The sequence below is a fragment of the Pseudomonas sp. SDT291_1_S447 genome, from assembly GCF_054070155.1.
The window spans coordinates 14,393-39,867 of sequence record NZ_JBSVXS010000046.1; the positions used below are offsets into that span (position 1 = coordinate 14,393).

General features: G+C 59.2%; 26 protein-coding genes and 1 other RNA gene. 7 read left to right on the forward strand and 20 right to left on the reverse strand.

Annotated elements, in window-relative coordinates; translation table 11 throughout:
• Positions 1 to 5: 5 nt before the first annotated feature.
• The 9 genes from mraY to rsmI all read right to left on the reverse strand — a co-directional run bounded on the left by mraY (position 6) and on the right by rsmI (position 9,074).
• On the reverse strand, positions 6 to 1,088 hold the full coding sequence (gene mraY / locus ACW9IR_RS16040) for a phospho-N-acetylmuramoyl-pentapeptide-transferase (protein ID WP_007917000.1): 1,083 nt from the start codon (positions 1,086 to 1,088) through the stop codon (positions 6 to 8).
• Positions 1,088 to 2,455 (reverse strand): UDP-N-acetylmuramoyl-tripeptide--D-alanyl-D-alanine ligase, encoded by a 1,368-nt coding sequence (locus ACW9IR_RS16045; RefSeq protein WP_102901559.1) that lies wholly within the window; start codon positions 2,453 to 2,455, stop codon positions 1,088 to 1,090. The genes mraY and ACW9IR_RS16045 overlap by 1 nt, the downstream gene beginning before the upstream one ends.
• The gene (locus ACW9IR_RS16050; RefSeq protein WP_123449233.1) at positions 2,448 to 3,911 is read right to left on the reverse strand and encodes a UDP-N-acetylmuramoyl-L-alanyl-D-glutamate--2,6-diaminopimelate ligase; all 1,464 of its coding nucleotides are present in this window, start codon (positions 3,909 to 3,911) and stop codon (positions 2,448 to 2,450) included. The genes ACW9IR_RS16045 and ACW9IR_RS16050 overlap by 8 nt, the downstream gene beginning before the upstream one ends.
• Positions 3,911 to 5,650, reverse strand: a complete 1,740-nt coding sequence (locus tag ACW9IR_RS16055; protein WP_181429395.1) for a peptidoglycan D,D-transpeptidase FtsI family protein — start codon at positions 5,648 to 5,650, stop codon at positions 3,911 to 3,913. The genes ACW9IR_RS16050 and ACW9IR_RS16055 overlap by 1 nt, the downstream gene beginning before the upstream one ends.
• Positions 5,650 to 5,943, reverse strand: coding sequence for a cell division protein FtsL (ftsL, locus tag ACW9IR_RS16060; protein ID WP_007917008.1), 294 nt, complete (start codon positions 5,941 to 5,943; stop codon positions 5,650 to 5,652). The genes ACW9IR_RS16055 and ftsL overlap by 1 nt, the downstream gene beginning before the upstream one ends.
• Complete coding sequence (gene rsmH / locus ACW9IR_RS16065) at positions 5,940 to 6,887, reverse strand: 16S rRNA (cytosine(1402)-N(4))-methyltransferase RsmH (protein ID WP_008082779.1); 948 nt, start codon at positions 6,885 to 6,887, stop codon at positions 5,940 to 5,942. The genes ftsL and rsmH overlap by 4 nt, the downstream gene beginning before the upstream one ends.
• Complete coding sequence (gene mraZ, locus ACW9IR_RS16070; RefSeq protein ID WP_007917012.1) at positions 6,884 to 7,339, reverse strand: division/cell wall cluster transcriptional repressor MraZ; 456 nt, start codon at positions 7,337 to 7,339, stop codon at positions 6,884 to 6,886. Before mraZ ends, rsmH begins: the two co-directional genes overlap by 4 nt.
• A 402-nt stretch (positions 7,340 to 7,741) precedes the next feature.
• An RNA gene (gene rnpB / locus ACW9IR_RS16075) (RNase P RNA component class A) lies at positions 7,742 to 8,095 on the reverse strand.
• Positions 8,096 to 8,168: 73 nt separating this feature from the next.
• Positions 8,169 to 9,074 carry a 16S rRNA (cytidine(1402)-2'-O)-methyltransferase gene (rsmI, locus tag ACW9IR_RS16080; RefSeq protein ID WP_457464141.1) on the reverse strand — a complete coding sequence of 302 codons (906 nt, stop codon included), beginning with the start codon at positions 9,072 to 9,074 and terminating at the stop codon, positions 8,169 to 8,171.
• A gap of 177 nt (positions 9,075 to 9,251) precedes the next feature.
• On the opposite strand from rsmI, the gene ACW9IR_RS16085 reads away from it, so the two are divergent.
• The 4 genes from ACW9IR_RS16085 (at position 9,252) to ACW9IR_RS16100 (ending at position 12,698) form a co-directional block, all read left to right on the forward strand.
• On the forward strand, positions 9,252 to 11,063 hold the full coding sequence (locus ACW9IR_RS16085) for a penicillin-binding protein activator (protein ID WP_150795710.1): 1,812 nt from the start codon (positions 9,252 to 9,254) through the stop codon (positions 11,061 to 11,063).
• A complete protein-coding gene (locus tag ACW9IR_RS16090) occupies positions 11,063 to 11,425 on the forward strand; it encodes a YraN family protein (protein WP_016985145.1) in 363 nt (120 codons plus the stop codon). Before ACW9IR_RS16085 ends, ACW9IR_RS16090 begins: the two co-directional genes overlap by 1 nt.
• A gap of 104 nt (positions 11,426 to 11,529) precedes the next feature.
• Positions 11,530 to 12,123, forward strand: coding sequence for a phosphoheptose isomerase (locus ACW9IR_RS16095; protein WP_007917022.1), 594 nt, complete (start codon positions 11,530 to 11,532; stop codon positions 12,121 to 12,123).
• Positions 12,120 to 12,698: a BON domain-containing protein gene (locus ACW9IR_RS16100; RefSeq protein ID WP_007917023.1), complete on the forward strand. Its 579-nt coding sequence runs from the start codon at positions 12,120 to 12,122 to the stop codon at positions 12,696 to 12,698. The genes ACW9IR_RS16095 and ACW9IR_RS16100 overlap by 4 nt, the downstream gene beginning before the upstream one ends.
• Positions 12,699 to 12,747: 49 nt before the next feature.
• Here the strand turns inward: ACW9IR_RS16100 and ACW9IR_RS16105 are convergent, their stop codons facing one another.
• The 7 genes from ACW9IR_RS16105 to rplM form a co-directional block, all read right to left on the reverse strand.
• Complete coding sequence (locus tag ACW9IR_RS16105) at positions 12,748 to 13,161, reverse strand: ClpXP protease specificity-enhancing factor (RefSeq protein ID WP_016985146.1); 414 nt, start codon at positions 13,159 to 13,161, stop codon at positions 12,748 to 12,750.
• 16 nt (positions 13,162 to 13,177) lie between these two features.
• Complete coding sequence (locus ACW9IR_RS16110) at positions 13,178 to 13,795, reverse strand: glutathione S-transferase N-terminal domain-containing protein (protein ID WP_007917025.1); 618 nt, start codon at positions 13,793 to 13,795, stop codon at positions 13,178 to 13,180.
• 145 nt (positions 13,796 to 13,940) lie between these two features.
• Positions 13,941 to 14,723, reverse strand: coding sequence for a cytochrome c1 (locus ACW9IR_RS16115; RefSeq protein WP_457464145.1), 783 nt, complete (start codon positions 14,721 to 14,723; stop codon positions 13,941 to 13,943).
• Positions 14,723 to 15,934 carry a cytochrome b gene (locus tag ACW9IR_RS16120; protein WP_007917029.1) on the reverse strand — a complete coding sequence of 404 codons (1,212 nt, stop codon included), beginning with the start codon at positions 15,932 to 15,934 and terminating at the stop codon, positions 14,723 to 14,725. Before ACW9IR_RS16120 ends, ACW9IR_RS16115 begins: the two co-directional genes overlap by 1 nt.
• The gene (gene petA, locus ACW9IR_RS16125; protein WP_457464147.1) at positions 15,934 to 16,527 is read right to left on the reverse strand and encodes a ubiquinol-cytochrome c reductase iron-sulfur subunit; all 594 of its coding nucleotides are present in this window, start codon (positions 16,525 to 16,527) and stop codon (positions 15,934 to 15,936) included. Before petA ends, ACW9IR_RS16120 begins: the two co-directional genes overlap by 1 nt.
• Before the next feature lie 270 nt (positions 16,528 to 16,797).
• Positions 16,798 to 17,190: a 30S ribosomal protein S9 gene (gene rpsI / locus ACW9IR_RS16130; RefSeq protein ID WP_008080273.1), complete on the reverse strand. Its 393-nt coding sequence runs from the start codon at positions 17,188 to 17,190 to the stop codon at positions 16,798 to 16,800.
• A 14-nt stretch (positions 17,191 to 17,204) separates the two neighbouring features.
• Complete coding sequence (gene rplM / locus ACW9IR_RS16135; RefSeq protein WP_007917032.1) at positions 17,205 to 17,633, reverse strand: 50S ribosomal protein L13; 429 nt, start codon at positions 17,631 to 17,633, stop codon at positions 17,205 to 17,207.
• Between the two features lie 245 nt (positions 17,634 to 17,878).
• Between rplM and ACW9IR_RS16140 the strand changes: the two genes are divergently transcribed.
• Positions 17,879 to 18,919, forward strand: coding sequence for an NADP(H)-dependent aldo-keto reductase (locus ACW9IR_RS16140; protein WP_008080271.1), 1,041 nt, complete (start codon positions 17,879 to 17,881; stop codon positions 18,917 to 18,919).
• Positions 18,920 to 19,076: 157 nt separating this feature from the next.
• Here the strand turns inward: ACW9IR_RS16140 and ACW9IR_RS16145 are convergent, their stop codons facing one another.
• Positions 19,077 to 20,213: an acyl-CoA dehydrogenase family protein gene (locus ACW9IR_RS16145; RefSeq protein WP_457464150.1), complete on the reverse strand. Its 1,137-nt coding sequence runs from the start codon at positions 20,211 to 20,213 to the stop codon at positions 19,077 to 19,079.
• Between the two features lie 250 nt (positions 20,214 to 20,463).
• Here ACW9IR_RS16145 and ACW9IR_RS16150 point away from each other — a divergent pair, with 250 nt between their 5' ends.
• Positions 20,464 to 21,360: a GlxA family transcriptional regulator gene (locus tag ACW9IR_RS16150; protein WP_175555647.1), complete on the forward strand. Its 897-nt coding sequence runs from the start codon at positions 20,464 to 20,466 to the stop codon at positions 21,358 to 21,360.
• Between the two features lie 184 nt (positions 21,361 to 21,544).
• Here ACW9IR_RS16150 and zapE read toward each other — a convergent pair whose 3' ends face one another.
• The 3 genes from zapE to ACW9IR_RS16165 all read right to left on the reverse strand — a co-directional run bounded on the left by zapE (position 21,545) and on the right by ACW9IR_RS16165 (position 24,739).
• Positions 21,545 to 22,639, reverse strand: a complete 1,095-nt coding sequence (gene zapE, locus ACW9IR_RS16155) for a cell division protein ZapE (protein ID WP_034156483.1) — start codon at positions 22,637 to 22,639, stop codon at positions 21,545 to 21,547.
• A 90-nt stretch (positions 22,640 to 22,729) separates the two neighbouring features.
• Positions 22,730 to 24,085 carry a tryptophan--tRNA ligase gene (locus ACW9IR_RS16160; protein ID WP_457464153.1) on the reverse strand — a complete coding sequence of 452 codons (1,356 nt, stop codon included), beginning with the start codon at positions 24,083 to 24,085 and terminating at the stop codon, positions 22,730 to 22,732.
• 24 nt (positions 24,086 to 24,109) lie between these two features.
• Positions 24,110 to 24,739 carry an alpha/beta hydrolase gene (locus ACW9IR_RS16165; protein WP_457464156.1) on the reverse strand — a complete coding sequence of 210 codons (630 nt, stop codon included), beginning with the start codon at positions 24,737 to 24,739 and terminating at the stop codon, positions 24,110 to 24,112.
• 144 nt (positions 24,740 to 24,883) lie between these two features.
• On the opposite strand from ACW9IR_RS16165, the gene ACW9IR_RS16170 reads away from it, so the two are divergent.
• Entirely contained in the window at positions 24,884 to 25,318 is a 435-nt protein-coding gene (locus ACW9IR_RS16170; RefSeq protein ID WP_007917055.1) for a YhcB family protein, read from the forward strand.
• The last annotated feature ends 157 nt before the right edge of the window (positions 25,319 to 25,475 follow it).

The window sequence follows — 25,475 nt, forward strand, 5'->3', positions numbered from 1 at the left end:
TCGTTCTACCTCAGCTTCAGGGTGGCAAGGCCGATCAGCACGAGAATCACGGTGATGATCCAGAAACGGACGATCACGCGCGGCTCGGGCCAGCCCTTGAGTTCAAAATGGTGGTGGATCGGTGCCATGCGGAACACACGGCGACCGGTCAGCTTAAAGGACGCAACCTGAATGACGACTGACAGGGTTTCCATCACGAACACGCCGCCCATGATGAACAGGACGATTTCCTGACGGACGATCACCGCGATGGTGCCCAGTGCCGCGCCGAGTGCCAGGGCACCGACATCACCCATGAACACTTGCGCCGGATAGGTGTTGAACCACAGGAAGCCCAGACCGGCACCGATCAGCGCGCCGCAGAACACGATCAGTTCGCCCGCCCCCGGCACATAAGGAATCAGCAGGTATTCGGCGAATTTCACGTTACCCGACAGGTAGCAGAAGATGCCGAGGCCACCACCGACCATCACGGTCGGCATGATCGCCAGACCGTCGAGGCCGTCAGTCAAGTTGACCGCGTTGCTCGAACCGACGATCACAAAGTAAGTCAGCACGATGAAGCCCAAGCCCAGCGGAATGCTGTAGTCCTTGAGCATCGGCAGGATCAGCGTGGTTTCCACCGGCGTGGAAGCGGTCATATAAAGGAAGATCGCCGCGCCGAGGCCGAACACCGACTGCCAGAAATACTTCCAGCGGCTCGGCAGGCCACGGGAGTTCTTCTCGATGACTTTGCGGTAATCGTCGACCCAGCCGATGGCGCCGAACAACAGCGTCACCAACAGAACAGTCCAGACGTAGCGGTTGCTCAGGTCAGCCCAAAGCAGAGTGCTGACGCCGATCGAAGACAGAATCAGCGCGCCGCCCATGGTCGGGGTGCCCGACTTGGACAGGTGCGATTGCGGACCGTCGTTACGCACGGATTGACCGATCTGACGGTTCTGCAAAGTGCGGATCATCCACGGGCCATAGCACAGCGACAAAACCAGCGCGGTCAGCACACCGAGGATCCCGCGCAGGGTCAGGTACTGAAAGACCGCGAAGCCTTTGTAGAACTGTTGCAGATACTCCGCTAGCAGCAGCAGCATTAATGTTTCTCCAGACTGGACCCGCACAGAGCCGCAACGATGTTTTCCATCGCTGCACTGCGCGAACCCTTGATCAAAATGGTGGTGTTTGTGTCCTGCTCGGCGTCGAGGGCCTGAATCAGTTCGGCTTGGCTGCTGAAGTGATGCGCCCGTTCACCGAAAGCGTTTACGGCGTGAACCATGTTTGGCCCGACGGCATAAAGCGCGGAAACCTTGCCCCGGGCGTACTCGCCCACGTCGCGGTGCCCCTGCTCCGCCCAATCGCCCAACTCGCCGATATCTCCGAGCACCAGGACGGTGCGGCCGGAAAAGCCGGCGAGTATATCAACGGCCGCGCACATCGAGGTGGGGTTTGCGTTGTAAGTGTCATCGATCACGCGCATACCGTTTTTCGCCAGTTGCGCGACGGTGCGACCCTTGACCGGTTGCACGGCGCCAAGCCCGGTGGCGATGCCGAACAGCGACACGCCCAAGGCGTGAGCGGCAGCAGCGGCGGCCATGGAATTGGCGACGTTGTGGGTGCCGAGCAGGTTCAGTTGAACGCGCTCGACACCTTCAGGCGTGTGCAGATTGAAGGCCGGGCAACCACGGGCATCAGTGGTCAGGTCGCTGGCGTAGAAATCCGCCTGAGTGTTGCTCAGGGCGAAAGTCAGCACTTTGCGCGCGCCCGCACGGGTCTTCCAGATGCCGAAGGCTTTGTCATCGAGGTTGAGCACGGCGATGCCGTCAGCCGCGAGGCCGTCGATGATTTCACCCTTGGCTTCGACGATTTTTTCCGGACCGCCAAACTCACCAACGTGCGCGGTGCCGGCATTGTTCAGGATCGCCACGTGTGGTTTGGTCAGCCCGACTGTGTAAGCGATTTCGCCGAGACGCGAGGCGCCCAGTTCGATGACCGCCGAGGTGTGTTCCGGAGCCAGTTCGAGCAGGGTCAGCGGTGCGCCGAGATCGTTGTTCAGATTGCCACGGGTCGCCAGCACCGGACCGCGCGTGCGCAGGATGCTCGCGAGCATTTCCTTGACCGTGGTCTTGCCGCTGGAGCCAGTGATGGCAGCGACTGGCTGAGTGAACGCGGCACGGTTCAAGGCACCCAATTGGCCGAGGGCCTGACGGGTGTCTTTGACCAGCAGTTGCGGCAGCGTGCTGTCGGCGACTTCACGCTCGACCAGCGCGGCAACGGCGCCTTTGCCAACGACATCATTCAGATAGTCATGACCATCGAAACGCGGGCCGGTCAGCGCAATAAACAGTTGGCCGGGCTGGATCGCACGGCTGTCGATGCTGACGCCGTCGAAACTGGCATCGGCGGCGATCAAACGCGCATCGAGTGCGTTGGTCAGTTCGCTGAGTTTCAGGGCCTTAAGCATGGGCCACCTCCCAAGCGGTCAGGGCATGATCGGCCTCGACCAGATCGGAGAAAGCGTGGCGCTCGCCGTTGATTTCCTGATAGTCCTCATGACCTTTACCGGCCAGAACAATCACGTCATCGGCGGACGCGCCGGCAATCAGTTGTGCAATCGCCTGACCACGGCCGGCGACGAAGGTGACTTTATCCACAGCCGTGAAACCGGCACGGATGTCATCGAAAATCACTGCCGGATCTTCAGTGCGCGGGTTGTCGTCGGTGACTAGCACCTGATCGGCCAGACGCTCGACCACTTCGGCCATCAACGGACGCTTGCCGCGATCACGGTCACCGCCGCAGCCGAACAGGCACAGCAGTTGACCTTTGACGTGCGGGCGCAACGCGCTCAGGACTTTTTCCAGCGCATCCGGGGTGTGGGCGTAATCGACCACCACCAACGGCTGCGTGCCACCACCGAGACGCTGCATGCGACCGGCCGGGCCTTCGAGTTTCGGCAGTACTTTGAGAATTTCGTCGAGCGCGTAATCCAGACCGAGCAGCGCGCCGACTGCCGCCAGAACGTTGCTCAGGTTGAAGCGGCCGAGCAGCGTGCTGCGCAGATGGTGCTCGCCCTGCGGCGTCACCAATGTGGCGCGCACACCGTGGTCGTCAAACTGCGCTTCGCGGCAGAACAGGTACGCGCTGCTGTCGAGCAGGCTGTAGGTGATCAGCCGCGACTCACGTTTTTCAGCTGCCAGTTGCCGGCCGAAATCGTCGTCGAGGTTGACCACGCGGCACTTCAGATCATTCCAGGCGAACAGCTTGGCCTTAGCCTCGGCGTACGCCTCCATGGTGCCGTGATAATCCAGATGATCGCGGGACAGGTTGGTCATCACCGCGACGTCGAACGCCAGCGCCGTGACCCGGCCCTGATCCAGACCGTGGGACGAGACTTCCATGGCAACGGCTTTAGCGCCGGCCTTTTTCAGGTCGCCCAAGGTCGCCTGCACGGCAATCGGATTCGGCGTGGTATGCAGACCGCTTTGCAGTGCGCCATAGAAGCCGGAACCGAGTGTTCCGACGATGCCGCAATGCTGGCCGAGCAGATCCAGCGCCTGCGCGACCAACTGGGTCACGCTGGTCTTGCCGTTGGTGCCGGTCACGCCGATCAGATTCAGGTGATGGCTTGGCTCGCCATAAAAACGCCCGGCGATATCCGACAGCTGCGCCGCCAGACCTTTGACCGGAATCAGCGGCACGTCAGTGATCGGCAGCACGGTGGCGCCTTCCACTTCATAGGCCACCGCAGCCGCGCCACGTTGCAGGGCATCGGCAATGTGTGCACGGCCATCGAATTTGCCGCCAGGCACGGCGAGGAACAGATCGCCTGCGCGCACGTTGCGGCTGTCCAGCGCCAGTTCACGGATCAACAGATCGTGGCCGGCGTGGGGGAATATCTTGTTCAGACTTAATGACATCAGCCGCGCCCTCCATTGGCTTTCAGCGGAACGACCGGGGTAGCGTTGGCTTGTTGCGTCGTCGGCAGGTTGTCCGGCGTAACGTTCATCAGGCGCAGGGTGCCGGACATCACACGGCTGAACACTGGCGCGGAAACCAGACCACCGAAGTAACCGGCCTTGGACGGTTCATCGATCACCACAACAATCGCGTAACGCGGATCGCTCATCGGGCCGAAACCGGCGAACAGCGAGCGGTAAGAGTTTTCCGCGTAGCCTTTCGTGCCCACCGAAGTCTTACGCGCAGTACCCGACTTGCCCGCCACGTGATACGCCGGCACCTGCGCACGGAACACCCCGCGCGGAGCTTCGATCACCTGAGTGAGCATGCCTTGAAGGGTTTTCGCCACGGCTTCCGGCAGCACTTGCGTGGTCTGCGGTGGCTTGTCGGTTTTGATCAGGGTCAGCGGCGCGAGACGACCGTTGTTGGCCAGCGCCGAGAACGCGTGGACGAGTTGAATCGCGGTCACGGAGATACCGTAGCCGTAGGACAGGGTCGCGGTTTCAGCCTTGCGCCAATCGCGGTAGTTCGGCAGGTTGCCGACACGTTCGCCCGGGAAGCCAAGGCCGGTGTCCTGGCCAAGACCGACTTTCTGTGCGAGGCGGAAAATGGTTTCGCCGCCGATATCGAAGGCGACCTTACTCATGCCGACGTTACTGGAATTGATCAGGATGCCGGTCAGATCGAGCACCGGCCCTTCGGTCCTGGAAACGTCCTTGATCGTGTACTTGCCGATCTGCAGGGAGCCCGGATACACCTCGACGGTGTCGCTCGGTTTCCAGCGGCCGGTTTCGATTGCAGCGGCCATCGAGATGGCTTTCATGGTCGAACCCGGTTCGAACACGTCGATCATCGCGCGGTTACGCATCATTGCCGGTTGCAGGTTGCGGCGGTTGTTCGGGTTGTAGGTCGGCTGGTTGACCATGGCGAGAATCTCGCCGGTCTTGACGTCCATGATCACCAGGCTGCCGGCCTTGGCGCCGTTCTCGATGATCGCGTTGCGCAGCTCGCGGTTGGCCAGATATTGCAGGCGCAGGTCAATGGACAACGCCAAGGGCTTGCCGGCCTTGGCGTTTTTGGTGACCTGGACATCCTTGATCAGCCGTCCGCGCCGATCCTTGATGACCTGTCGTTTGCCCGGCACCCCGGCGAGCCACTCGTCATAGGCCAGTTCGACACCTTCACGACCGTGGTCATCGATGTCGGTAAAACCGACCATGTGTGCGGTGACTTCACCGGCCGGGTAGAACCGGCGGAATTCTTCGATGCCATAAACGCCAGGCACTTTCAGATCGAGCACAGCCTGGCCCTGCTCGGGGGTCAGCCCGCGCACCAGATAAATGAATTCTTTGTTGGCCTGGGCTTCGAGGCGTTCGGTCAGGGCTTTAGGGTCCTGACCCAGCGCGGCGGCGAGTGCCGGCCACTTTTCTTTCGCCGTTTGCATTTCCTTGGCGTTGGCCCACAGGGTGGTCACCGGGGTACTCACGGCCAACGGCTCGCCGTTACGGTCGGTGATCAGACCACGGTGAGCGGGAATCGGAATGTGACGCAGACTGCGCGCGTCGCCCTGACCTTTGAGGAAGTCACGGTCAACCACTTGCAAGTCGATGATGCGCCAGCAGATCGCCGCGACCATGATGCCGAGCAGCGCCACCATCAGGCGGAAGCGCCATGGGAACAGTGCGCCTTCAAGTTTCATCATGGCGCCACCATCTTCACGTCAGCCGCGCCGGGGATGTGCATTTTCAGTTGTTCGGTGGCCAGCACTTCGATGCGGCTGTGCGCGGTCCAGGTGCTTTGTTCGAGAATCAAACGCCCCCACTCGGCCTGCGCCTTGTCGCGCACGCTGAGTTCGTTATAAAGGGTGTTGAGCAACTGTCGGTTCCAGTGCGCGCTGTACGACACGGCAATGGCCGAGACGAGCACGCCGATAAACAGCAGCAGCATCAGAAAGCTGCCGCCGGGCAGTGGCTTGGCGAAAAGCTTGCTCACCGCAACTTCTCCGCGACGCGCATGACGGCGCTACGGGAACGTGGGTTGGCTTTGAGTTCGGCGTCGGAGGCCGTCTGCGCTTTGCCATGGACTTTGATTTTCGGTTCGAACGCGACATGGCGAACCGGCAGGTTGCGCGGCAGGTTGTCGGCTTCGCCTTTCACCAGCTTGCGCATGAACAGTTTGACGATGCGGTCTTCCAGCGAGTGGAAGCTGATCACCACCAGACGGCCGCCAATTTCCAGAGCATCCAGTGCGGCTTCGAGACCGGCTTCCAGATCACCCAGCTCGTTGTTGACGTGAATGCGCAAACCCTGGAATGCACGGGTGGCCGGATTCTTGCCCTTTTCCCATGCCGGGTTGGCGACTTTCAACACTTCAGCCAGGTCGGCGGTGCGCTCGAACGGTTTGATATCGCGACGCTCGGCCACGGCACGAGCCATACGCCCGGAGAAACGTTCTTCGCCGTATTCCTTGAACACCCGGGCGATTTCCTCAGCCGGCGCGGTGTTGACGAACTCGGCAGCGCTGATGCCACGGGACGGATCCATGCGCATGTCCAGCGGGCCGTCGTTGAGGAAACTGAAGCCGCGTTCAGCGTCGTCGAGCTGCGGCGAAGACACGCCCAGATCGAGCAGAATACCGCTGACTTTGCCGCTCAGACCTTGTTCAGCGACGACGGAACCGAGCTCGGCAAAGCTGCGCTGCACAACGACAAAGCGGCCGTCTTCGGCCGCTAGCGTTTGCCCGGTGGCAATCGCTTGTGGATCTTTGTCGAATCCGATGAGCCGACCGTCCGTGCCGAGCTGGCTGAGGATCAACCGGCTGTGTCCGCCGCGCCCGAACGTGCCGTCCAGATAGCAGCCATCAGGACGTACGGCGAGAGCCTCGACGGCTTCGTCAAGCAGTACGGTGATGTGGTTAAAGCCGCTATCAATAGTCACAGGATCAAATCACGCAGTTCATCAGGCATCGCGCCCGGTTGTTGAATGGCAGCAAGGTCAGCGGCAGATACCGCGTTCCATGCATCCTCGTCCCACAATTGGAACTTGTTCAGTTGGCCTACCAGCATCGCGCGCTTATCGAGCTTGGCGTATTCGCGCAGACGCGGTGGAACCAGAAAACGACCACTGCCATCGAGTTCGAGGTCGACGGCATTACCAATCAGCAAACGTTGCAGGCGACGGTTCTCTTCGCGAAGCGAAGGAAGCGCGCGCAACTTGGTTTCAATAATTTCCCACTCGTCGAGCGGATAGACACACAAACACGGATCAACGGCATCAATGGTCACGATCAATTGGCCGGAACTGCGCGAATCGAGCTCGTCACGGTACCGGCTCGGCATAGCGAGACGACCCTTTGCGTCGAGACTGATAGCGTTAGCTCCGCGAAACACGTCTGCGTTTCTCCAATTTTTATCGTTTTGAGCTCAAAAAACCCACTTCATGCCACTTTCCGCCACTTGCGCACACTATAGGAATGCGCCCACCACACCGTCAAGGCGCGGATTAAAGGAAAACCCTTACAGAACGGAGATTTAGGAGCATAAAAGGAGGTGCAACGAGAATCTGGCGGATACTTTTGACCAATAACTTGATGCAGCACTGAAAGCTGCGCTCGAAAGTTAAAGTAATTTGTTAAGAGTAAGATTTTTTCGGTATTACAGAAGCGCTTCTGCTGTTGATTGAAGCAAGGTGGGAAATGGCTATTACTGCGTGTGCCGCTGCCGAACTTTCAGAGCAGGCCTGCTGATATTACACAGCCCTGTTGCCAATGATTCAAGCAGGGAAAGAAAAAGGTGGAGAGTCGATCTGTAAGCCGGGTTCTGTCTTGAACAGTCATTCGTCTACGATGGCCATCACTGGACATCTTTAGCAACCTACCCGGTCCCAGCGCGGGCCACGCCTTGGGACCCTATTTGGTCTTGCTCCAAGTGGGGTTTACCTAGCCACGAACTGTTGCCAGACGTGCGGTGCGCTCTTACCGCACCTTTTCACCCTTACCGGCGCCGAAGCGCTTAGGCGGTTATTTTCTGTGGCACTTTCCGTAGGCTCACGCCTCCCAGGCATTACCTGGCACTTCGCCCTATGGAGCCCGGACTTTCCTCCCCCCCCTAATTTTCATAGAGGGCAGCGACTGTCCGATCGACTCTCCGCCGCGAAGGTTAACGGCAGAGCGCCCGAAGAACAAGCGCTAAAAGCCTCAAGACCGCTATGGGCGACGGCTTACACGCCTTTCTGTTTATCCAGCGCGACCTGATACAGCACGTTTTTGCGCTCGCCGGTGATCTGCGCGGCCAACGCAGCGGCACGCTTGAGCGGCATCTCTTCAAGCAACAGATCGAGGATGCGCATCGCTTCGCTGCTGACGGCGTCTTCGGACTCCGGCGCCGTCCAGCCTGCCACCAACACTACGCATTCACCGCGCTGCTGATTGCTGTCGGATTCGACGAACGCGCGCAGCTCAGCCAGCGGCAGACCTTTTAGCGTCTCAAAGGTTTTGGTGATTTCGCGAGCGAGCAATGCCTGACGCTCACCGCCGAACACTTCTTCCATATCCTGCAGGCATTCAAGAATGCGGTGCGGCGCTTCATAGAAGATCAACGTGCGCGGCTCTTCCTTGACGGCTTCCAGTCGCGCCTTGCGCCCGACCGATTTGGCCGGCAGAAAACCTTCGAAGATGAAGCGGTCGGACGGCAGACCGGCCGCCGACAGTGCGGCGATAAGGGCGCACGCACCCGGCACCGGAACCACATTGATCCCGGCTGCGCGCGCCTGGCGCACCAGGTGATAACCCGGATCGGAAATCAGCGGCGTACCCGCATCGGAAATCAGCGCGACGTTATCGCCCGCCAGCAGACGGGAAATAAAGCGGCTACCTTCATCTCGTTCATTGTGTTCGTGACACGCGGCCAACGGCGTGCCGATCCCGAAGTGCTGCATCAGGCGCGCCGAGTGACGGGTATCTTCGGCTGCGATCAAAGCCACTTCGCGGAGAATCTTCAGGGCCCGGGCGCTGATGTCGTCCAGGTTGCCGATGGGCGTCGCCACCACATAAAGCGAGCCAGCAGCGGAATTCAGGGAACCTGGAGCAGTCAAAGCGCACACCTCGTGATCGGTAAAAGCGGCCATTGTAGCGCGTCACGAGGCTTGCGATGCGCTCAAGCCGAACCCGGTTTTGCACGCCGTTGTGCGCCGCCGCAACATTTACTCCAGCTAAATTGTCCGATTCACGCCAGTAACATCGCGCCCCGGCCAGTGCTTGGGTACAATTCGACGCTAATTTGATCGAGTATCAGGAACACTTACATGATCGCTTGCCTGCGGCTGTTCACTGCCCTCTGCCTCGCTGCCCTGTTGGCGGCTTGTGCCAGCTCCCCTTCCTCCAGCCTCGGCGAACTTCCACGGACTCCGGATGCCAGCATCGAGCAACTGCTCGAACAGGCTAGCCAGGCGAAAACCCCGGAAAAAGCCGCCCTGTTGCGCCTCAGCGCTGCAGATCTGGCTTATCGCCAGGGCAACGCCGGTCAGTCCGCGCAAATCCTGCAGCAAGTGCCGATGGAGCAACTGAAGCCCGGCCAGCAGATTTTCGCCAGCACGCTGAATGCCGAACTGGCCATGACCCGCAATCAGCCGAAAGCTGCGCTGACTGCCCTGAGCCATCCAAGCCTGCAACATTTGGGCGAGATGCCTGAAGAGCAGCAAGTGCGCACCGGCACCGTGCATGCCCGCGCCCTTGAAGCCGATGGCCAGACCCTAGCTGCCGCCCGCGAGCGCGTGTTCATCGCGCCGATGCTGCAGGGCGAAGCCGCGAGCAAGAACCACGAAGCGATCTGGACCCTGATTGGCTCGCTGCCGACCGACCAACTGCAGCCAAACAGCACCGACGATCTCGGCGGCTGGATGGGTCTGGCAATGGCGGTGAAATCCGCCGGCACCCTGGAACAACAGCAAGCGGCGATCGATACCTGGCGCGCGCAGAATCCAAAGCACCCGGCCGCAATCAACCTGCCGCTGCCGCTGACCAAACTCAAGGAACTGGCCAGCCAGCCACTGAGCAAAATCGCCCTGCTGCTGCCGCAGGACGGTCAATTGGCCGCCGTCGGCAAGGCACTGCGTGAAGGTTTCATGGCTGCGCACTACCAGGCCCAACAAGCCGGGCAGAAGCCGCCGGCGATCGAGTTCTACGACAGCTCGAAACTGACCTCGATGGACGAGTTCTACCGCAAGGCTCAGGCTGACGGCGTGCAACTGGTTGTCGGCCCGCTGGAAAAACCACTGGTCAAACAACTGAGTACCCGTCCGCAACTGCCGATCACCACCCTCGCGCTGAATTACAGCGAAGGCGATCAAGGCCCGGCGCAACTGTTCCAGTTTGGTCTGGCCGCTGAAGACGAAGCCCGCGAAGTTTCGCGCCGCGCCCGCGCCGATGGCCTGCACCGCGCCGCGATCATGGTGCCGAAAGGCGAATGGGGCGACCGCGTACTGCGCGCATTCAGTCAGGACTGGCAGGCCAATGGCGGCAGCATCGTCGCCACCGAACGCGTTGATCAGCCGGTGCAACTGGCCCAGCAGATCGCCGACATGTTCCAGCTGCGTCAGAGCGAAGCCCGCGCCAAGAGCCTGCAGAATGCCGCCGGCACCAACGTAGCCGCGCAGCCTTCGCGTCGTCAGGACATCGAGTTCATCTTCCTCGCTGCCACGCCGCAACAGGCGCAACAGATCAAACCGACCCTGAACTTCCAGTACGCCGGTGACGTTCCGGTTTACGCGACCTCGCACGTTTACAGCGCCAGTGGCGACGTCAACCAGTACAACGACATGAACGGCATTCGCTTCTGCGAAACCCCGTGGCTGCTGGACACCAGCGATCCACTGCGTCAGCAAGTGGTTGCGCAGTGGCCACAAGCCGCCGGTAGCCTCGGCCGCCTGTACGCGATGGGTGTGGATGCCTATCGGCTGGCACCGCGCCTGGGTCAACTCAAAGCCCTGCCGGACAGCCGCATCGACGGTGAGTCGGGCAGCCTCGGCATGACTCAGACCCAACGCGTCGTGCGTCAGTTGCCTTGGGCGCAATTCGTCAGCGGCCAGGTTCAGCGCCTGCCGGATACTCCGCGCTGATGCCCGACAGGTCACGCTCGCAAAGCGGCAAGGATGCCGAGCGCCAGGCGCTCGAGCATCTGCAACAACAAGGTCTGCGCCTGCTGGCGCAGAACTGGTTATGCAAACGCGGCGAGCTTGATCTGGTCATGCTTGATGGCGATACAGTAGTATTCGTTGAAGTTCGCTACAGAAAAAACACTCAATGGGGTGGCGCGCTCGCTAGCATCGATGGGCGCAAGCAGCAGAAACTGATTTTCGCTGCGCAGTATTTTCTTCAGCGCGAGTCGCGTTGGGCCAATTCCCCTTGCCGCTTCGACGTGGTGGCCATCGACAGCCATCCGGATCAGCTGAACTGGTTGCAGAATGCTTTCGACAGTTGATCGTCGGCGTTGCGACCCGGACAATCCCACCGACAAATTTTGCTCTTTGCTTTGCGGGCTGCACATTCATGTGCCGGACAGCCGCGCTACTTAAGGTCACACAGATGGACATGCAATCCCGAATTCGCCAGCTTTTCCAGGCCAGTATCGACACCAAGCAACAGGCGATGGACGTACTTGCACCGCACATCGAGCAAGCCAGCCAGATCATGGTCAACGCCCTGCTCAACGAAGGCAAAATGCTTTCGTGCGGCAATGGCGGCTCGGCCGGCGATGCCCAGCACTTCTCCTCCGAGTTGCTCAACCGCTTCGAGCGCGAGCGCCCGAGCCTGCCGGCGATCGCCCTGACCACCGACACCTCGACGATCACCTCGATCGCCAACGACTACAGCTACAACGAAGTGTTCTCCAAACAGATCCGTGCGCTCGGTCAGCCAGGCGATGTCTTGCTGGCGATTTCGACCAGCGGCAACTCGGCGAACATTATTCAAGCGATCCAGGCCGCACATGATCGCGAAATGATTGTCGTAGCTATGACCGGACGCGATGGCGGCGGCATGGCGTCGCTGCTGTTGCCCGAGGACGTCGAGATTCGCGTACCGGCCAATGTCACTGCACGTATTCAAGAAGTCCACTTGCTGGCGATCCATTGCCTTTGCGATCTGATCGACAGCCAACTGTTCGGGAGTGAAGAATGACCCCTAATCGCCTTGGCCTTCTGGCCTTGACCCTGTGCCTCGGCATCAGCGGCTGCACCTCGGTGGTGAATGCCAGCCGTGAAGCACCGATCGACGACGACCGCGGTACCCGCACCTTCGGCAGCAAGATAGACGACTCGTTGATCGAAACCAAAGTGGGCGTGAACGTGGCCAAGGCCGACCCGGCCCTGGACAACGATTCGCACATCGTCGTCACCAGCTTCAACGGTGTCGTACTGCTGGCCGGCCAGACACCTCGCGCAGACCTGAAAGCCAAAGCTGAACAGGCAGCAGCCGCCGTGCAACGGGTAAAAACCGTTCATAACGAACTGCAAGTCATACCACCGTCCGGCTTCCTGGCGCGCCAGAACGACACCTGGCTGACGTCCAAGATCAAGACCCAGATGCTCACCGACGCCAGCATCCCTGGCTCGCGCATCAAGGTCGTGACCGAGAACGGTATCGTCTACCTGCTGGGCCTGCTGACCAAACAGGAAGCCACTCAGGCGACCAATCTGGTACAGGGCGTTTCTGGCGTACAGAAAATCGTGAAGCTGTTCGAATACATTGACTGACAGCCGAAACGCGCACAAAAAAGGCGATCCATCCGGATCGCCTTTTTTATTACTTCACCACTTTCAAACTCGGCCGACCGCTTGGGCGCGGTGGCTCGCTGTCCGGTGGCGGCAGGTCGTCATCCGGCTCAATGTCATCCTCGTCATCCATGGGTGACTCGATATCGAACACCATGCCCTGACCGTTCTCCCGGGCATAGATCCCAAGGATTGCGCTGATCGGCACGTACAGGCTGTGCGGGACGCCACCGAAGCGACCTTCGAAGGTCACCACGTCGTTGTCCATGTGCAGATGACGCACGGCACTGGGCGAGATGTTCAGGACAATCTGCCCGTCACTGGCGAAACCCTGTGGCACCTGCACTGCCGGGTATTCGGAATTGACCAGCATGTGCGGGGTGCAATCGTTATCAACAATCCACTCGTAGAGCGCGCGGACCAGATAAGGTCGACTGGAGTTCATAGCGGCTCCTTAAGCCTTAGCGCATATCGCGTTCGACACCAGACAGACTCGCCTGGAAAGCCTCACGCGCAAACGAGCGCTCCATATAATCAAGCAGCGGCTTGGCTGGCCGCGGCAGTTCAATACCCAGAATCGGCAAACGCCAGAGTATTGGCAATAGGCAGCAATCCACCAGACTTTGTTCCTCACTGAGGAAAAACGGCTTGTCGGCAAACAGCGGCGACACGCCCGTCAGGCTTTCACGCAATTCCTTGCGCGCCACGACACGCGCGGCCTCCTTGGACTTGGGATCCAGAATCAGATCCACCAGACCACACCAGTCGCGCTGAATACGATGAATCAGCAGACGGCTGTTGGCACGCGCCACCGGATAAACCGGCATCAACGGCGGGTGCGGGTAACGCTCATCCAGATATTCCATCACCACGGTCGACTCCCACAACGCCAGGTCACGATCGACCAGCGTCGGCAGACTGCCGTAAGGGTTTACCTCAATCAGTTTAGGCGGCTGACGACCAGCTTCCACATAAATGATCTCGGCGCTGACACCCTTCTCTGCAAGCACAATGCGTACTCGGTGGGAATAGTGGTCGGCGGGGTCGGAGTAACAGGCCAACCGATTGGTCACGCCCATGGCGATCCTCCTCGCTTGTTGAATTATCGGAACCGGAAAAACGCGCGCGCCCAGAGGGCGCCTCCCGCAACCTCTGGCTGACCAGACGTTGCGTTATCGGAGGCGCCCTTGGGCGCGCGCGATTAACAGCAATGCTTGAAGCGTATCAGTGCACGTCTTTCCAGTATTCACGCTTGAGCAGGTAGGCGAACACAAAGAAGAACGCCAGGTACAGCAAGACATAAGTACCGATGCGCTGATGTTGCAGCTTAACCGGGTTAGCCGAGTAAGCCAGGAAGGTTACCAGATTCTTGACCTTCTCATCGAACTGCTCTTCGTTCAGAGCACCGGATTTCGGCACGATGACCAACTGATCACACGCCTCATGCGTCAACGGCGTACCGGTCAGTGGGTCATATTGCTTCTTGCCGTCCTCGACGATCGGCACCTGCTTGCAGTCTATGATCTGACGACCTTGCAGGCCGACCAGTACGTTAGGCATGCCGACGTTCGGGAAGACCTTGTTGTTCACACCCCATGGACGTGCAGGATCTTCGTAGAACGACTTCAGGTAACCGTAGAGCCAGTCGGTGCCGCGTACGCGAGCGACCAGGGTCAGATCCGGTGGTGCCGCGCCGAACCAGGTCTTGGCATCCGCCGGCTGCATGCCAATGTTCATGTGATCGCCGATCTTGGCACCGGTGAACACCAGCTTCTCCAGCATCAGTTCGTGCGGCACACCGAGATCATCGGCAACCCGCTCGTAACGCTGGAACTTGGCACTGTGACAACCCATGCAATAGTTGGCAAAGGTGCGTGCGCCATCCTGCAGGGCAGTCTTGTCGGAAACGTCGATGTCGACCTTTTCCAGCTCCGGACCACCGTGTTCAGCGGCGAAAGACAGCACAGGCAACGCAGCAAAAATCAGAGCAAAAAATAACTTTTTCATCAGCCAGTCACCCTTTCCGGAACCGGTTTGGTCTTCTCGAGCCGGGTGTAGAACGGCATCAGAATGAAGTAGGCGAAGTACAGGAATGTGCAGACCTGCGACAGCAAGGTTCGCTCCGGCGTCGGCGCAAGCACACCGAGAATGCCGAGAATCACGAACGAAATGCAGAACACCAGCAGCCAGATTTTGCTCATCCAGCCTTTGTAGCGCATCGACTTGACCGGGCTGCGATCGAGCCACGGCAGCACGAACAGCACCGCAATCGCCGCCCCCATGGCGATAACGCCCATGAGTTTGTCAGGGATCGCACGCAGGATCGCGTAGAACGGTGTGAAGTACCAGACCGGCGCAATATGCTCTGGCGTCTTGAATGGGTTGGCTTGCTCGAAGTTTGGTTTTTCGAGGAAGTAGCCGCCCATTTCCGGGAAGAAGAACACGATGAAGCAGAAGATAAACAGGAACACCACAACACCGACAATGTCTTTCACGGTGTAGTACGGGTGGAAGGCAATGCCGTCCAGCGGGATGCCGTTTTCATCTTTGTGCTTCTTGATGTCGACGCCGTCAGGGTTGTTCGAACCGACTTCGTGCAGCGCCAGAATATGCAGCACCACCAAGCCGAGAATCACGATCGGCAGCGCGACAACGTGCAAGGCGAAGAAGCGGTTCAGGGTGATCCCGGAGATCAGGTAGTCACCACGAATCCACTGGGTCAGGTCGTTGCCGATGACCGGAATCGCACCGAACAGCGAGATGATCACCTGGGCACCCCAGTAGGACATCTGGCCCCACGGCAGCAGATAACCCATGAAGGCTTCGGCCATCAGCGCCAGGTAAATCAGCATGCCGAACACCCAGACCAGCTCACGCGGTTTCTGGTACGAGCCGTAGAGCAGACCCCGGAACATGTGCAGATAAACCACGATGAAGAAGGCCGAAGCGCCGGTCGAGTGCAGCAGACGCAGGATCGAGCCGTACTCGACGTCACGCATGATGTATTCAACGGAGGCGAAGGCTTCTTCTGCCGACGGCGTGTAGCTCATCGTCAACCAGACACCGGTGACGATCTGATTTACCAGAACCAGCAGCGCCAGGGAGCCGAAGAAATAGAAGAAGTTAAAGTTTTTTGGCGCGTAATACTTGCTGAGATGGTCTTCCCACATTTTTGTCGCAGGAAAGCGCGCATCAACCCAATCCATGAATTTGCTCATCACGCTTTCTCCGTATCGACGCCAATGACAATCAGGTCATCGGTCTCATAGGAATGCGGGGGAACTGGCAGGTTCAAAGGCGCAGGTTGCGACTTGTAGACGCGGCCAGCCAGATCGTAGTGGGAACCGTGGCAAGGGCAGAAATAGCCACCGACCCAGTCTTTGCCCAGATCCGCAGGTCCCACTTCGGGACGGAAAGTTGGCGAGCAACCCAGGTGCGTGCAGATCCCGATCAGCAGCAGAATTTCCGGCTTGATCGAGCGCACTTCAGGGTCGACATAGGTGGGTTGCGTGGAGTTTTTGGAGGTTGGATCGGAGAGCTGGCCCTCGATCTTCTTGAGATTCCCCAGGATTTCCTCGGTACGGCGGACAATGAACACCGGCTGGCCGCGCCACTCAGCAATCATCTGCTGTCCTGGCTCGATTTTGCTGACATTCACTTTCACCGGTGCACCGGCGGCTTTCGCCTTGGCACTGGGAAACCATGACCCCACGAACGGGACCGCAGCCCCCACCGCTCCTGCAGCACCCACCACGGATGTGGCTGCTACCAAGAAGCGACGCCGGCCTGCATTCACGCCGTCATTGCTCATTCAGTCCTCTCCCATCAGCTTTTGTGGCCTGTTAAATCAGGCGTCTACTAAATAAATCAATGTTACTTATAAAAATTTTGCCGAGATGGTAATGAAAAGCCCCAATTCTGACAAGGGAATTACCCGGAGCTCGTACCCTCAAGCCTTGCAGTATAGGGGGTCTACGGAAGTGGCAAGTTGTCGCAGCGCAATTCTTTGATAAATCACAGGCATAAAAAAACGCCCGCTTCCGTGAGGAGGCGGGCGTTCTTTTTGAACGCGGAAGCGGAATTAACGCTTCGAGTACTGCGGACGCTTACGCGCTTTACGCAGACCAACTTTCTTACGTTCAACTTCACGGGCGTCGCGAGTAACGAAGCCAGCTTTGCGCAGAGCGCCACGCAGGGTTTCGTCGTAGTCCATCAGAGCGCGAGTGATGCCGTGGCGGATTGCGCCAGCTTGACCACTTACACCACCGCCGATCACGGTGACGTAGATGTCGAATTTCTCGACAGTCTCAGTCAGCTCCAGCGGCTGGCGAACTACCATGCGGGCAGTTTCACGGCCGAAGAAGTTTTCCAGCGAACGGTTGTTGATGGAGATGTTACCAGTACCCGGACGCAGGAAAACGCGTGCGGTTGCGGTCTTGCGACGGCCAGTGCCGTAATTTTGAGTCGCCGACATAATGTACTATTCCGTTAAAACTTCAGTTCTTGGGGCTGCTGAGCAGTATGTGGGTGTGCAGCGCCCGCATAGACTTTCAGCTTACGGTACATGTCGCGACCCAGTGGGTTTTTAGGCAGCATGCCTTTAACCGCGGTCTCGATCACGCGCTCAGGGGCTTTAGCGATCAGCTTTTCAAAGTTGATCGACTTGATGCCGCCCGGGAAACCGGAGTGGGAGTAGTACATTTTGTCAGTGGTTTTAGCACCGGTAACACGAATCTGCTCAGCATTGATTACGACGATGTAGTCGCCGGTGTCAACGTGAGGAGTGTACTCAGGCTTGTGCTTGCCACGCAGACGGCTCGCGATTTCGGTGGCCAGACGACCCAGGGTCTGACCAGCAGCGTCGACGACAAACCAGTCGCGCTTTACTGTTTCCGGTTTAGCAGTAAAAGTTTTCATTCTTTATAGCCTCAGGGGCCGCCCTGTAAATTAGACGGCGGATCTTACTGAATAGTGCGTACTTTGACAAGTCAAAGGCAGCCGGATACAGACGCTTTCGGGGGCTCGGGTCGGCGCGTCCGTTCAACGGCAAGATTCTTCGGCGGCGGCGCATCACTTCCACTGCAGAAAGAGGTCGGCAATTATGCAGATTGCGAAAAATATTTCAACCTGCTTTTATGATTGTTTTGCCCAAGGAGCACCCGATGGACTATCGCCAGCTAGGCCGTACCGACCTGAACGTGAGTGCAATCTGCCTCGGCACCATGACCTGGGGCGAGCAAAACACTGAAGCTGAAGCCTTCGCCCAGATCGAACGGGCCAAAGAAGCGGGGATCAATTTCATCGACACCGCCGAGATGTACCCGGTGCCGCCGAAAGCCGAAACCTATGCCACCACCGAGCGCTATATCGGCAATTACTTCAAAAGTCGCGGCGACCGGGCCGACTGGATCCTCGCCAGCAAGATCGCCGGCCCCGGCAACACCATCGACTACATCCGCGACAAAAACCTGCGCCACAACCGCCAGCACATCACCGCAGCGGTGGACGCCAGCCTCGAACGCCTGCAGACCGACTACATCGATCTGTACCAACTGCACTGGCCGGAGCGCAGCACCAACTTTTTCGGACAGCTGGGCTACAAACACAAGATCGAAGCCAACCTGACGCCGCTGGAAGACACCCTCGAAGCGCTCGACGAGCAGGTGAAGGCCGGCAAGATCCGTCACATCGGCCTGTCCAACGAAACCCCGTGGGGCACCATGCGTTTTCTGGCGCTGGCCGAAGCCCGTGGCTGGCCGCGCGCCGTGTCGATCCAGAACCCGTACAACCTGCTCAACCGCAGTTTTGAAGTCGGCCTGGCGGAAATCGCCATCCGCGAACAGTGCGGCCTGCTGGCCTATTCGCCGCTGGCGTTTGGTTTCCTGTCAGGCAAGTACGAGGGTGGCGCGCGCCCACCGAAAGGTCGCCTGAGCCTCTACAGCCGCTTCAGCCGCTATTTCAATGCACAGTCGGAAGCAGCGTGCAGCCGTTATGTGGCGCTGGCCCGTGAACATGGTCTGGACCCGGCGCAAATGGCCTTGGCGTTCGTGACGCAGCAGCCGTTTGTCACCAGCAACATCATTGGGGCAACGACGCTTGAGCAATTGGACAGCAACATCGCCAGCTTCGATCTGAAGCTGTCGGATGAAGTGCTGGAAGGGATCGAGGCGATTCACAAGGATCATCCGAATCCTGCGCCTTGATTGAACGCTAAAAGCTTCGCGAGCAGGCTCGCTCCAACAGGTACAGCGTGATCCTTGTGGGAGCGAGCCTGCTCGCGAAGAGGCCGATCAGAGCACCACCAAAGCGGAACGCGGAGCGTCCCCGGCGGCATTCCCACGCAGAGCGTGGGAACGATCATCAAAGCGACCGCGCAATGATCTCCTTCATGATTTCATTGGTGCCGGCATAAATCCGCTGCACCCGCGCATCCGCCCATGCCCGGGCCACCGGGTATTCCCACATGAAGCCGTAGCCGCCATGCAACTGCACGCATTCGTCGAGCACCTTGCATTGCAGGTCGGTGCCCCAGTACTTGGCCATCGCCGCTGTCGGCACATCGAGCTTGCCTTGCAGATGCAACTCAAGACAGCGATCAACGAACACACGACCGATCTGAATTTCCGTGGCCATTTCCGCCAGTTTGAAGCGGGTATTCTGGAAGTCCGCGATCGCCTTGCCGAATGCCTTGCGATCACGGGTGTAATCGATTGTCCATTGCAACGCTGCTTCTGCCGAAGCCAGGCCACCAATCGCCACGGTCAGGCGCTCTTGCGGCAATTCCTGCATCAGGTAAGCGAACCCCGCCCCGGCCTGCCCCAGTAAATTTTCCTTCGGCACGCGTACGTCCTGGAAGAACAATTCCGACGTGTCCTGCGCCTTCATTCCGACCTTCTCCAGGCGTTTGCCCTTCTCGAAGCCCGGCGTATTTGCCTCCACCAGAAACAGGCTGGTGCCCTTGGCGCCGGCCTTAGGATCGGTCTTGGCGACGACAATCACCAGATCAGCGAGAAAGCCGTTGGTAATGAAGGTTTTCGAACCATTGATCACGTACTCGTCACCGTCCAGCACGGCGGTGGTCTTGACGCCCTGCAGATCGGAACCCGCACCCGGCTCAGTCATGGCGATAGCCGTGACCATCTCGCCGGAGACCAGTTTCGGCAGATACTTGTGCTTCAGCGCCTCACTGCCGTAATGCAGGATGTAAGGCGCAACGATGTCCGAATGCAGCGAGAAGCCGATGCCGGTCAGGCCCAGCCGGCCGACCTCTTCGATCACTACCGCGCTGTAAAGAAAATCCGCCCCCAGTCCGCCGTACTCTTCCGGCAGGTGCGAGCAGAGCATCCCCGCCTCCCCGGCCTTGTTCCAGAGTTTGCGGTCGATGTGGCCTTGTTTCTCCCATTGCGCATGGAACGGCACCGCCTCTTTTTCGAGGAAGGTCCGTACGCTGTCGCGAAACAATTCGTGCTCGGAGCTAAACAAGGTTCTGGGGATCATGCGGCACCTTTCTTTGTTGTTGGAGGGAGATGACCTTCAGAGACTAAGCCTCCCTTCTGACACGGGACACTGGACACATCCGACAAAAAATAAGACGATCCAGCCGTCTGGTGACCACTTTCCCTTATAAAAACAAAACAAAAGTTGAATTATGTCCAAGCAAGTCTCCACGCCCTTGCGGCGCGTCAGCATCCTGGCAATCGACCGGGTTTTCGCCTCCACTCTCATGCAAGCCAAGGATTTCTTCCATCTGGCCAGCCTGCGTTATGGCAAACAACTGGGCCACGGCCTGACACCGGCGTTTGAAACGCGCCTGGTCAGCCCCGACGGCAAACCGGTGAACAGCTTCAGTGACGTCGTGATGCCGGTCGACGGCGGCCTGGAAAACGCCGATGTCATTATCCTTCCGGCGTTCTGGGACGATTTCGACACGCTGTGCGGCCGTTATCCCCAAGTGTTGCCCTGGCTGCGTGAACAGCACGCCCGTGGCGCGGTGTTGTGCGGCGAAGCCACCGGGGTGTTCTGGCTGGCCGAGGCCGGCTTGCTCAACGGCAAGGAAGCGACCACTTACTGGCGCTTCTTCAATGCCTTCGCCGAGCGCTTTCCCAAGGTCTATCTCAATCAGGACAAGCACCTGACCGATGCCGACAACTTGTATTGCGCTGGCGGCACCACGTCAGCTTGCGACCTGTACATCTACTTGATCGAGCGTTTCTGTGGGGCCAACGTCGCGCAAGCGGTGGCTCGCGATATTCTCTATGAAGTGCAGCGCAGCTATGCGCCGGGGCGTATCGGGTTCGGTGGGCAAAAGCTGCACCAGGACGTGATCATCCTGCAGATCCAGCACTGGCTCGAAGAGCATTTCGCCGACAAGTTCCGCTTCGAAGATGTCGCACGCGAGCACGGTATGAGCATCCGCAACTTCATGCGGCGCTTCCAGACCGCCACCGGTGACAAGCCACTGCATTACTTGCAACGGCTGCGTATCGAGACGGCGAAAGGCTTGCTGTCCGGCAGCCGCAAGAGCATCAAGACCATCAGTTATGAGGTCGGTTACGACGATGCGAGCTTCTTTGCGCGGTTGTTCCGTCAGCATACGGAGCTGTCGCCGAACCAGTATCGGCAGCAGTTTCAGCAGGCTGCGTAGCCCTCTGCCCATACACAACCCCATGTAGGAGTGAGCCTGCTCGCGATCGCGTCCGTCCATGCAGCATTTATGTGACTGATCCACCGCTATCGCGAGCAGGCTCACTCCTACAGGGTATTGCGGTGAATTCTGGACATAAAAAAGGGCCTGCAATCGCAGGCCCTTTTTCTTTGCCGAGATCCGCTTAAGGCTTGTGCGCCCGCGACAGGAATTCGTGCGATTGCATCTCCAGCAGACGGCTCAGCGTGCGCTGGAATTCGAAGTTCAGACGGCCGCCGGTGTACAGATCCTTCAGCTCGACTTCAGCAGAAATGATCAGCTTGACGTTACGGTCGTAGAACTCGTCGACCATGTTGATGAAGCGGCGGGCAATGTCGTCGGTGGTGACGCTCATCTGCTCGACACCGCTGAGCAGCACGGCGTGGAAGATCTTGCCCAGCTCGATATAGTCGTTCTGGCTACGCGGGCCGTCGCACAGCTCACGGAAGTCGAACCAGGCCACGTCGTCGCAAGTGCGCAGGGCACGGATTTCGCGGTTCTCGATCATCAGTACATCGTTCTCGACCGCGGCAGTGCATTCCGGCGTCAGTGCCTTGAAGCTCTTGCGCAGGCTTTCGTGAGCGGCTTCATCGAGCGGATAGTGGAACAGCTCCGCTTGTTCGAGGTGACGCAGACGATAGTCGACGCCGCTGTCGACGTTGACGATCTCGGTGTTCTGCTTGATCAGCGCAATCGCCGGCAAGAAGCGCGCACGTTGCAGACCGTCCTTGTACAGACCGTCCGGCACGATGTTCGAGGTCGCAACCAGAGTCACGCCGTTCTTGAACAGTTCTTCCATCAGCGTGCCGAGGATCATCGCGTCGGTGATGTCGGAGACGAAGAATTCATCGAAGCAGATCACCCGCGACTCGGTCGCGAAGCGCTTGGCGATGATGGTCAGCGGGTTTTTCTCGCCGCCGAGGGTTTTCATTTCTTCGTGCACGCGCTTCATAAAGCGGTGGAAGTGGGTGCGGGTCTTTTCCTTGAACGGCAACGCTTCGAAGAAGGTGTCGACCAGGTAAGTTTTGCCGCGACCTACGCCGCCCCAGAAATACAGGCCCTTGACCGGCGTCTGATCTTTTTTGCCGAACAGCTTGCTCAGCAGACCCGGCTTGTTCTGATCGGCGGCGATCAGATCCTCGTACAGACGCTGCAAATGACGCACAGCAGTTTCCTGCGCGGCGTCATGGAAGAAGTCCGGGCGTTTCAGATCAGCTTGGTATCGTTCTAGGGGCGTCATAATTCGTTAGCAAGGCAACAAAAACGGGCCGTCACTGTAGCGACGGCCCGGGGGAATGGCAATCGGCCCTTGGTCGGACCGTGCCGCCGATTAGTCCTGAACCGGGGTCAGCGCGACGCGCAGCGCCTCGATGGCCGCGTCCCGCGCAGCAGCGTCGGCGAACGCCGGGCTGTCACCGACGCACTCGCCTTCCAGCCACACGCTGAAGCTCAGGTCTTCGCTGCGCACGTCCAGCGGCTGGCCGGATTGCAGCTGCTTGGTCACCTGCCCGGCGGTTTTGCCGTCGGCGAAGTTGCGCGACAACAGCAGTTGCTCGCCATCGGCCGCCAGCAGGCGGAAACGGAAGCTGCCGTCGTCTTCACGGAAGCTGACGAAACGCGCGGCTTTCGCGGCTTTCTTCTTGGTCGTCGCGGCAACCTGAACCTGATTGACGAAAGAGCGCAGGCCAACGGCTTCGCGCAGTTCGTTGAGGAACGGCGTTGCCACCGCACGGGCCTTCTTGGCGCCGATCTGCAGGATGTCTTCCAGATCCGCCGGACGCTCGATCAACTGGTGATACTTGTCGCGCGCTTCGCCGAGATCGTTGTCGAGCAGCTGGAACAGACGGTTCTTCGCCTCGCCCCAACCCAGACCGCCCAACAGTTCGCTGCGGAATTCGTCAGCCTGCGCTGGCGTGGCGAAAGCCTGGAACAGGGTGAACAGGTGCGAGTTGTCAGGATCCTTGGCTTCGCCTGGCGCTTTTGAGTCGGTGACGATGCGGGAGATCGCGTCCTTCATCTCTTTGGCGCTGGAGAACAACGGGATGGTGTTGTCGTAGCTCTTCGACATCTTGCGACCGTCGAGGCCTGGCAACGTCGCCACGCTCTCTTCGATCAGCGCTTCGGGCATGGTGAAGAATTCTTTGCCCTGACCAAACAGATGGTTGAAGCGCTGGCCGATGTCGCGGGCCATTTCCACGTGCTGGATCTGGTCGCGACCGACCGGCACCTTATGCGCGTTGAACATCAGGATGTCCGCCGCCATCAGCACCGGGTAGCTGTAGAGGCCCATGGTGATACCGGCATCCGGGTCTTCACCGGTTTCGACGTTCTTGTCCACCGACGCCTTGTAAGCGTGCGCACGGTTGAGCAGGCCCTTGGCGGCAACGCAGGTCAGCAGCCAGGTCAGTTCAGGGATTTCCGGGATGTCGGACTGGCGGTAGAAAGTCACGCGGTCGACATCGAGGCCACCGGCCAGCCAGGTCGCGGCGATTTCCAGACGCGAGCGCTGGATGCGCAGCGGGTCATCGCATTTGATCAGGGCGTGGTAGTCGGCCAGGAAGTAGAAAGAATCGGCATTGCCGTCGCGGCTGGCGAGGATTGCCGGCCGGATGGCGCCGGCGTAGTTGCCCAGGTGCGGCGTGCCGGTGGTGGTGATGCCGGTGAGGATACGGGTACGGTTCGTCATGGGTAATCGCTTGTCAGACTGCAATCAATTCGAGAGACGCGGCAGGATCAGATCCTTGAGATCGGTCAGCTTGCCATGAAAAAAGTGTCCGCATTCTGCCACTTTCAGCAGCTCATGGGGGCGCTGGAGTTTTTCCGACCAGTCGTAAACCAGTTGCGGATCGATGACTTCGTCGGTTTCCGGCTGGATCACCGTGAGTTCGCCCTGTTGCGGCAGTTGATCCTGCTCGCCCAAGCGCATCACCGCCGGGGCGACCATGAACAGGTGCTTAAGCTGCTCGCCCTGCGCTTCGAGACGCCCGCCGAGACTGGCTGCAACAAATCCGCCGAAGGAGAAACCGAACAGCGTCAGCGGCAGATCCGGGTGTTTCTCGCGCAACCACTTGGCGGCTGCCTGGGCATCGTCGACTTCACCAGTGCCCATATCGTGCGAACCTTCACTGGAACCAACGCCGCGATAATTGAAGCGCAAGGTGATCAGGCCCGCGTCGCGCGCGGTGCGCTGCAGGGTCGAGACGACCTTGTTGAGCATGGTGCCGCCCTGCACCGGGTTCGGATGACAGATCAGCGCGATGCCGCGCGGCTGCTCGTTGTCGAGGTACAAAGCTTCGATTTGGCCGACTGGGCCATCAATCACTACAGGGGTTTCACGCATCAGCAAGGAAGGAACTCCGTGACCTCGAATCGGGTCGACTCGTCTAGCAAATTGTCTGTGCCAATCTATTGCGAGTGAATCGCGGTATACAGCGCAGGTTCGAGCCGTTAACGTAAAGCAAAGCCGTTTATAGAGGAAGGACTCGTGGAACACTCGCTCTTAGTTTGGTTGTTACCGACTCTTGCCCTGGTTGTGGGTGTCGCCATTGGATTCCTGATCGCGCGCGTTGCGCCGAACGCCGCGCCGAGCCGTACGCAGCGTCAACTGGATGATATCCAGGAGCGTTTCGACAGTTATCAAAATGAAGTGGTCACCCACTTCAACAGCACCGCGATGCTGGTCAAGAAGCTGACCCAGAGCTATCAGGAAGTGCAGGATCATCTCGCCGAGGGCGCCAATCGTCTGGCCCTGGACGAGCAGACCCGCCAGCGCCTGATCGCCGCCCTGCACGCCGACGCGGCAGTCGCGCCACGTGAACGCCTGACGCCACCGCGCGATCAGGAGCCACCACGCGACTACGCACCGAAGACCCCGAACTCGCCGGGCATGCTCGATGAGCACTATGGTCTGAAGAAGTAATCAGCCTGCGCTGACAAACAAAAAGCCCCCGGACAGTGATGTGTCCGGGGGCTTTTTTGTGTCTGTAATCTTCGGTGCTGGTAGCGGCCCCTTCGCGAGCAGGCTCGCTCCCACAGGGGAATGCATTTCAAATGTGGGAGCGAGCCTGCTCGCGAAG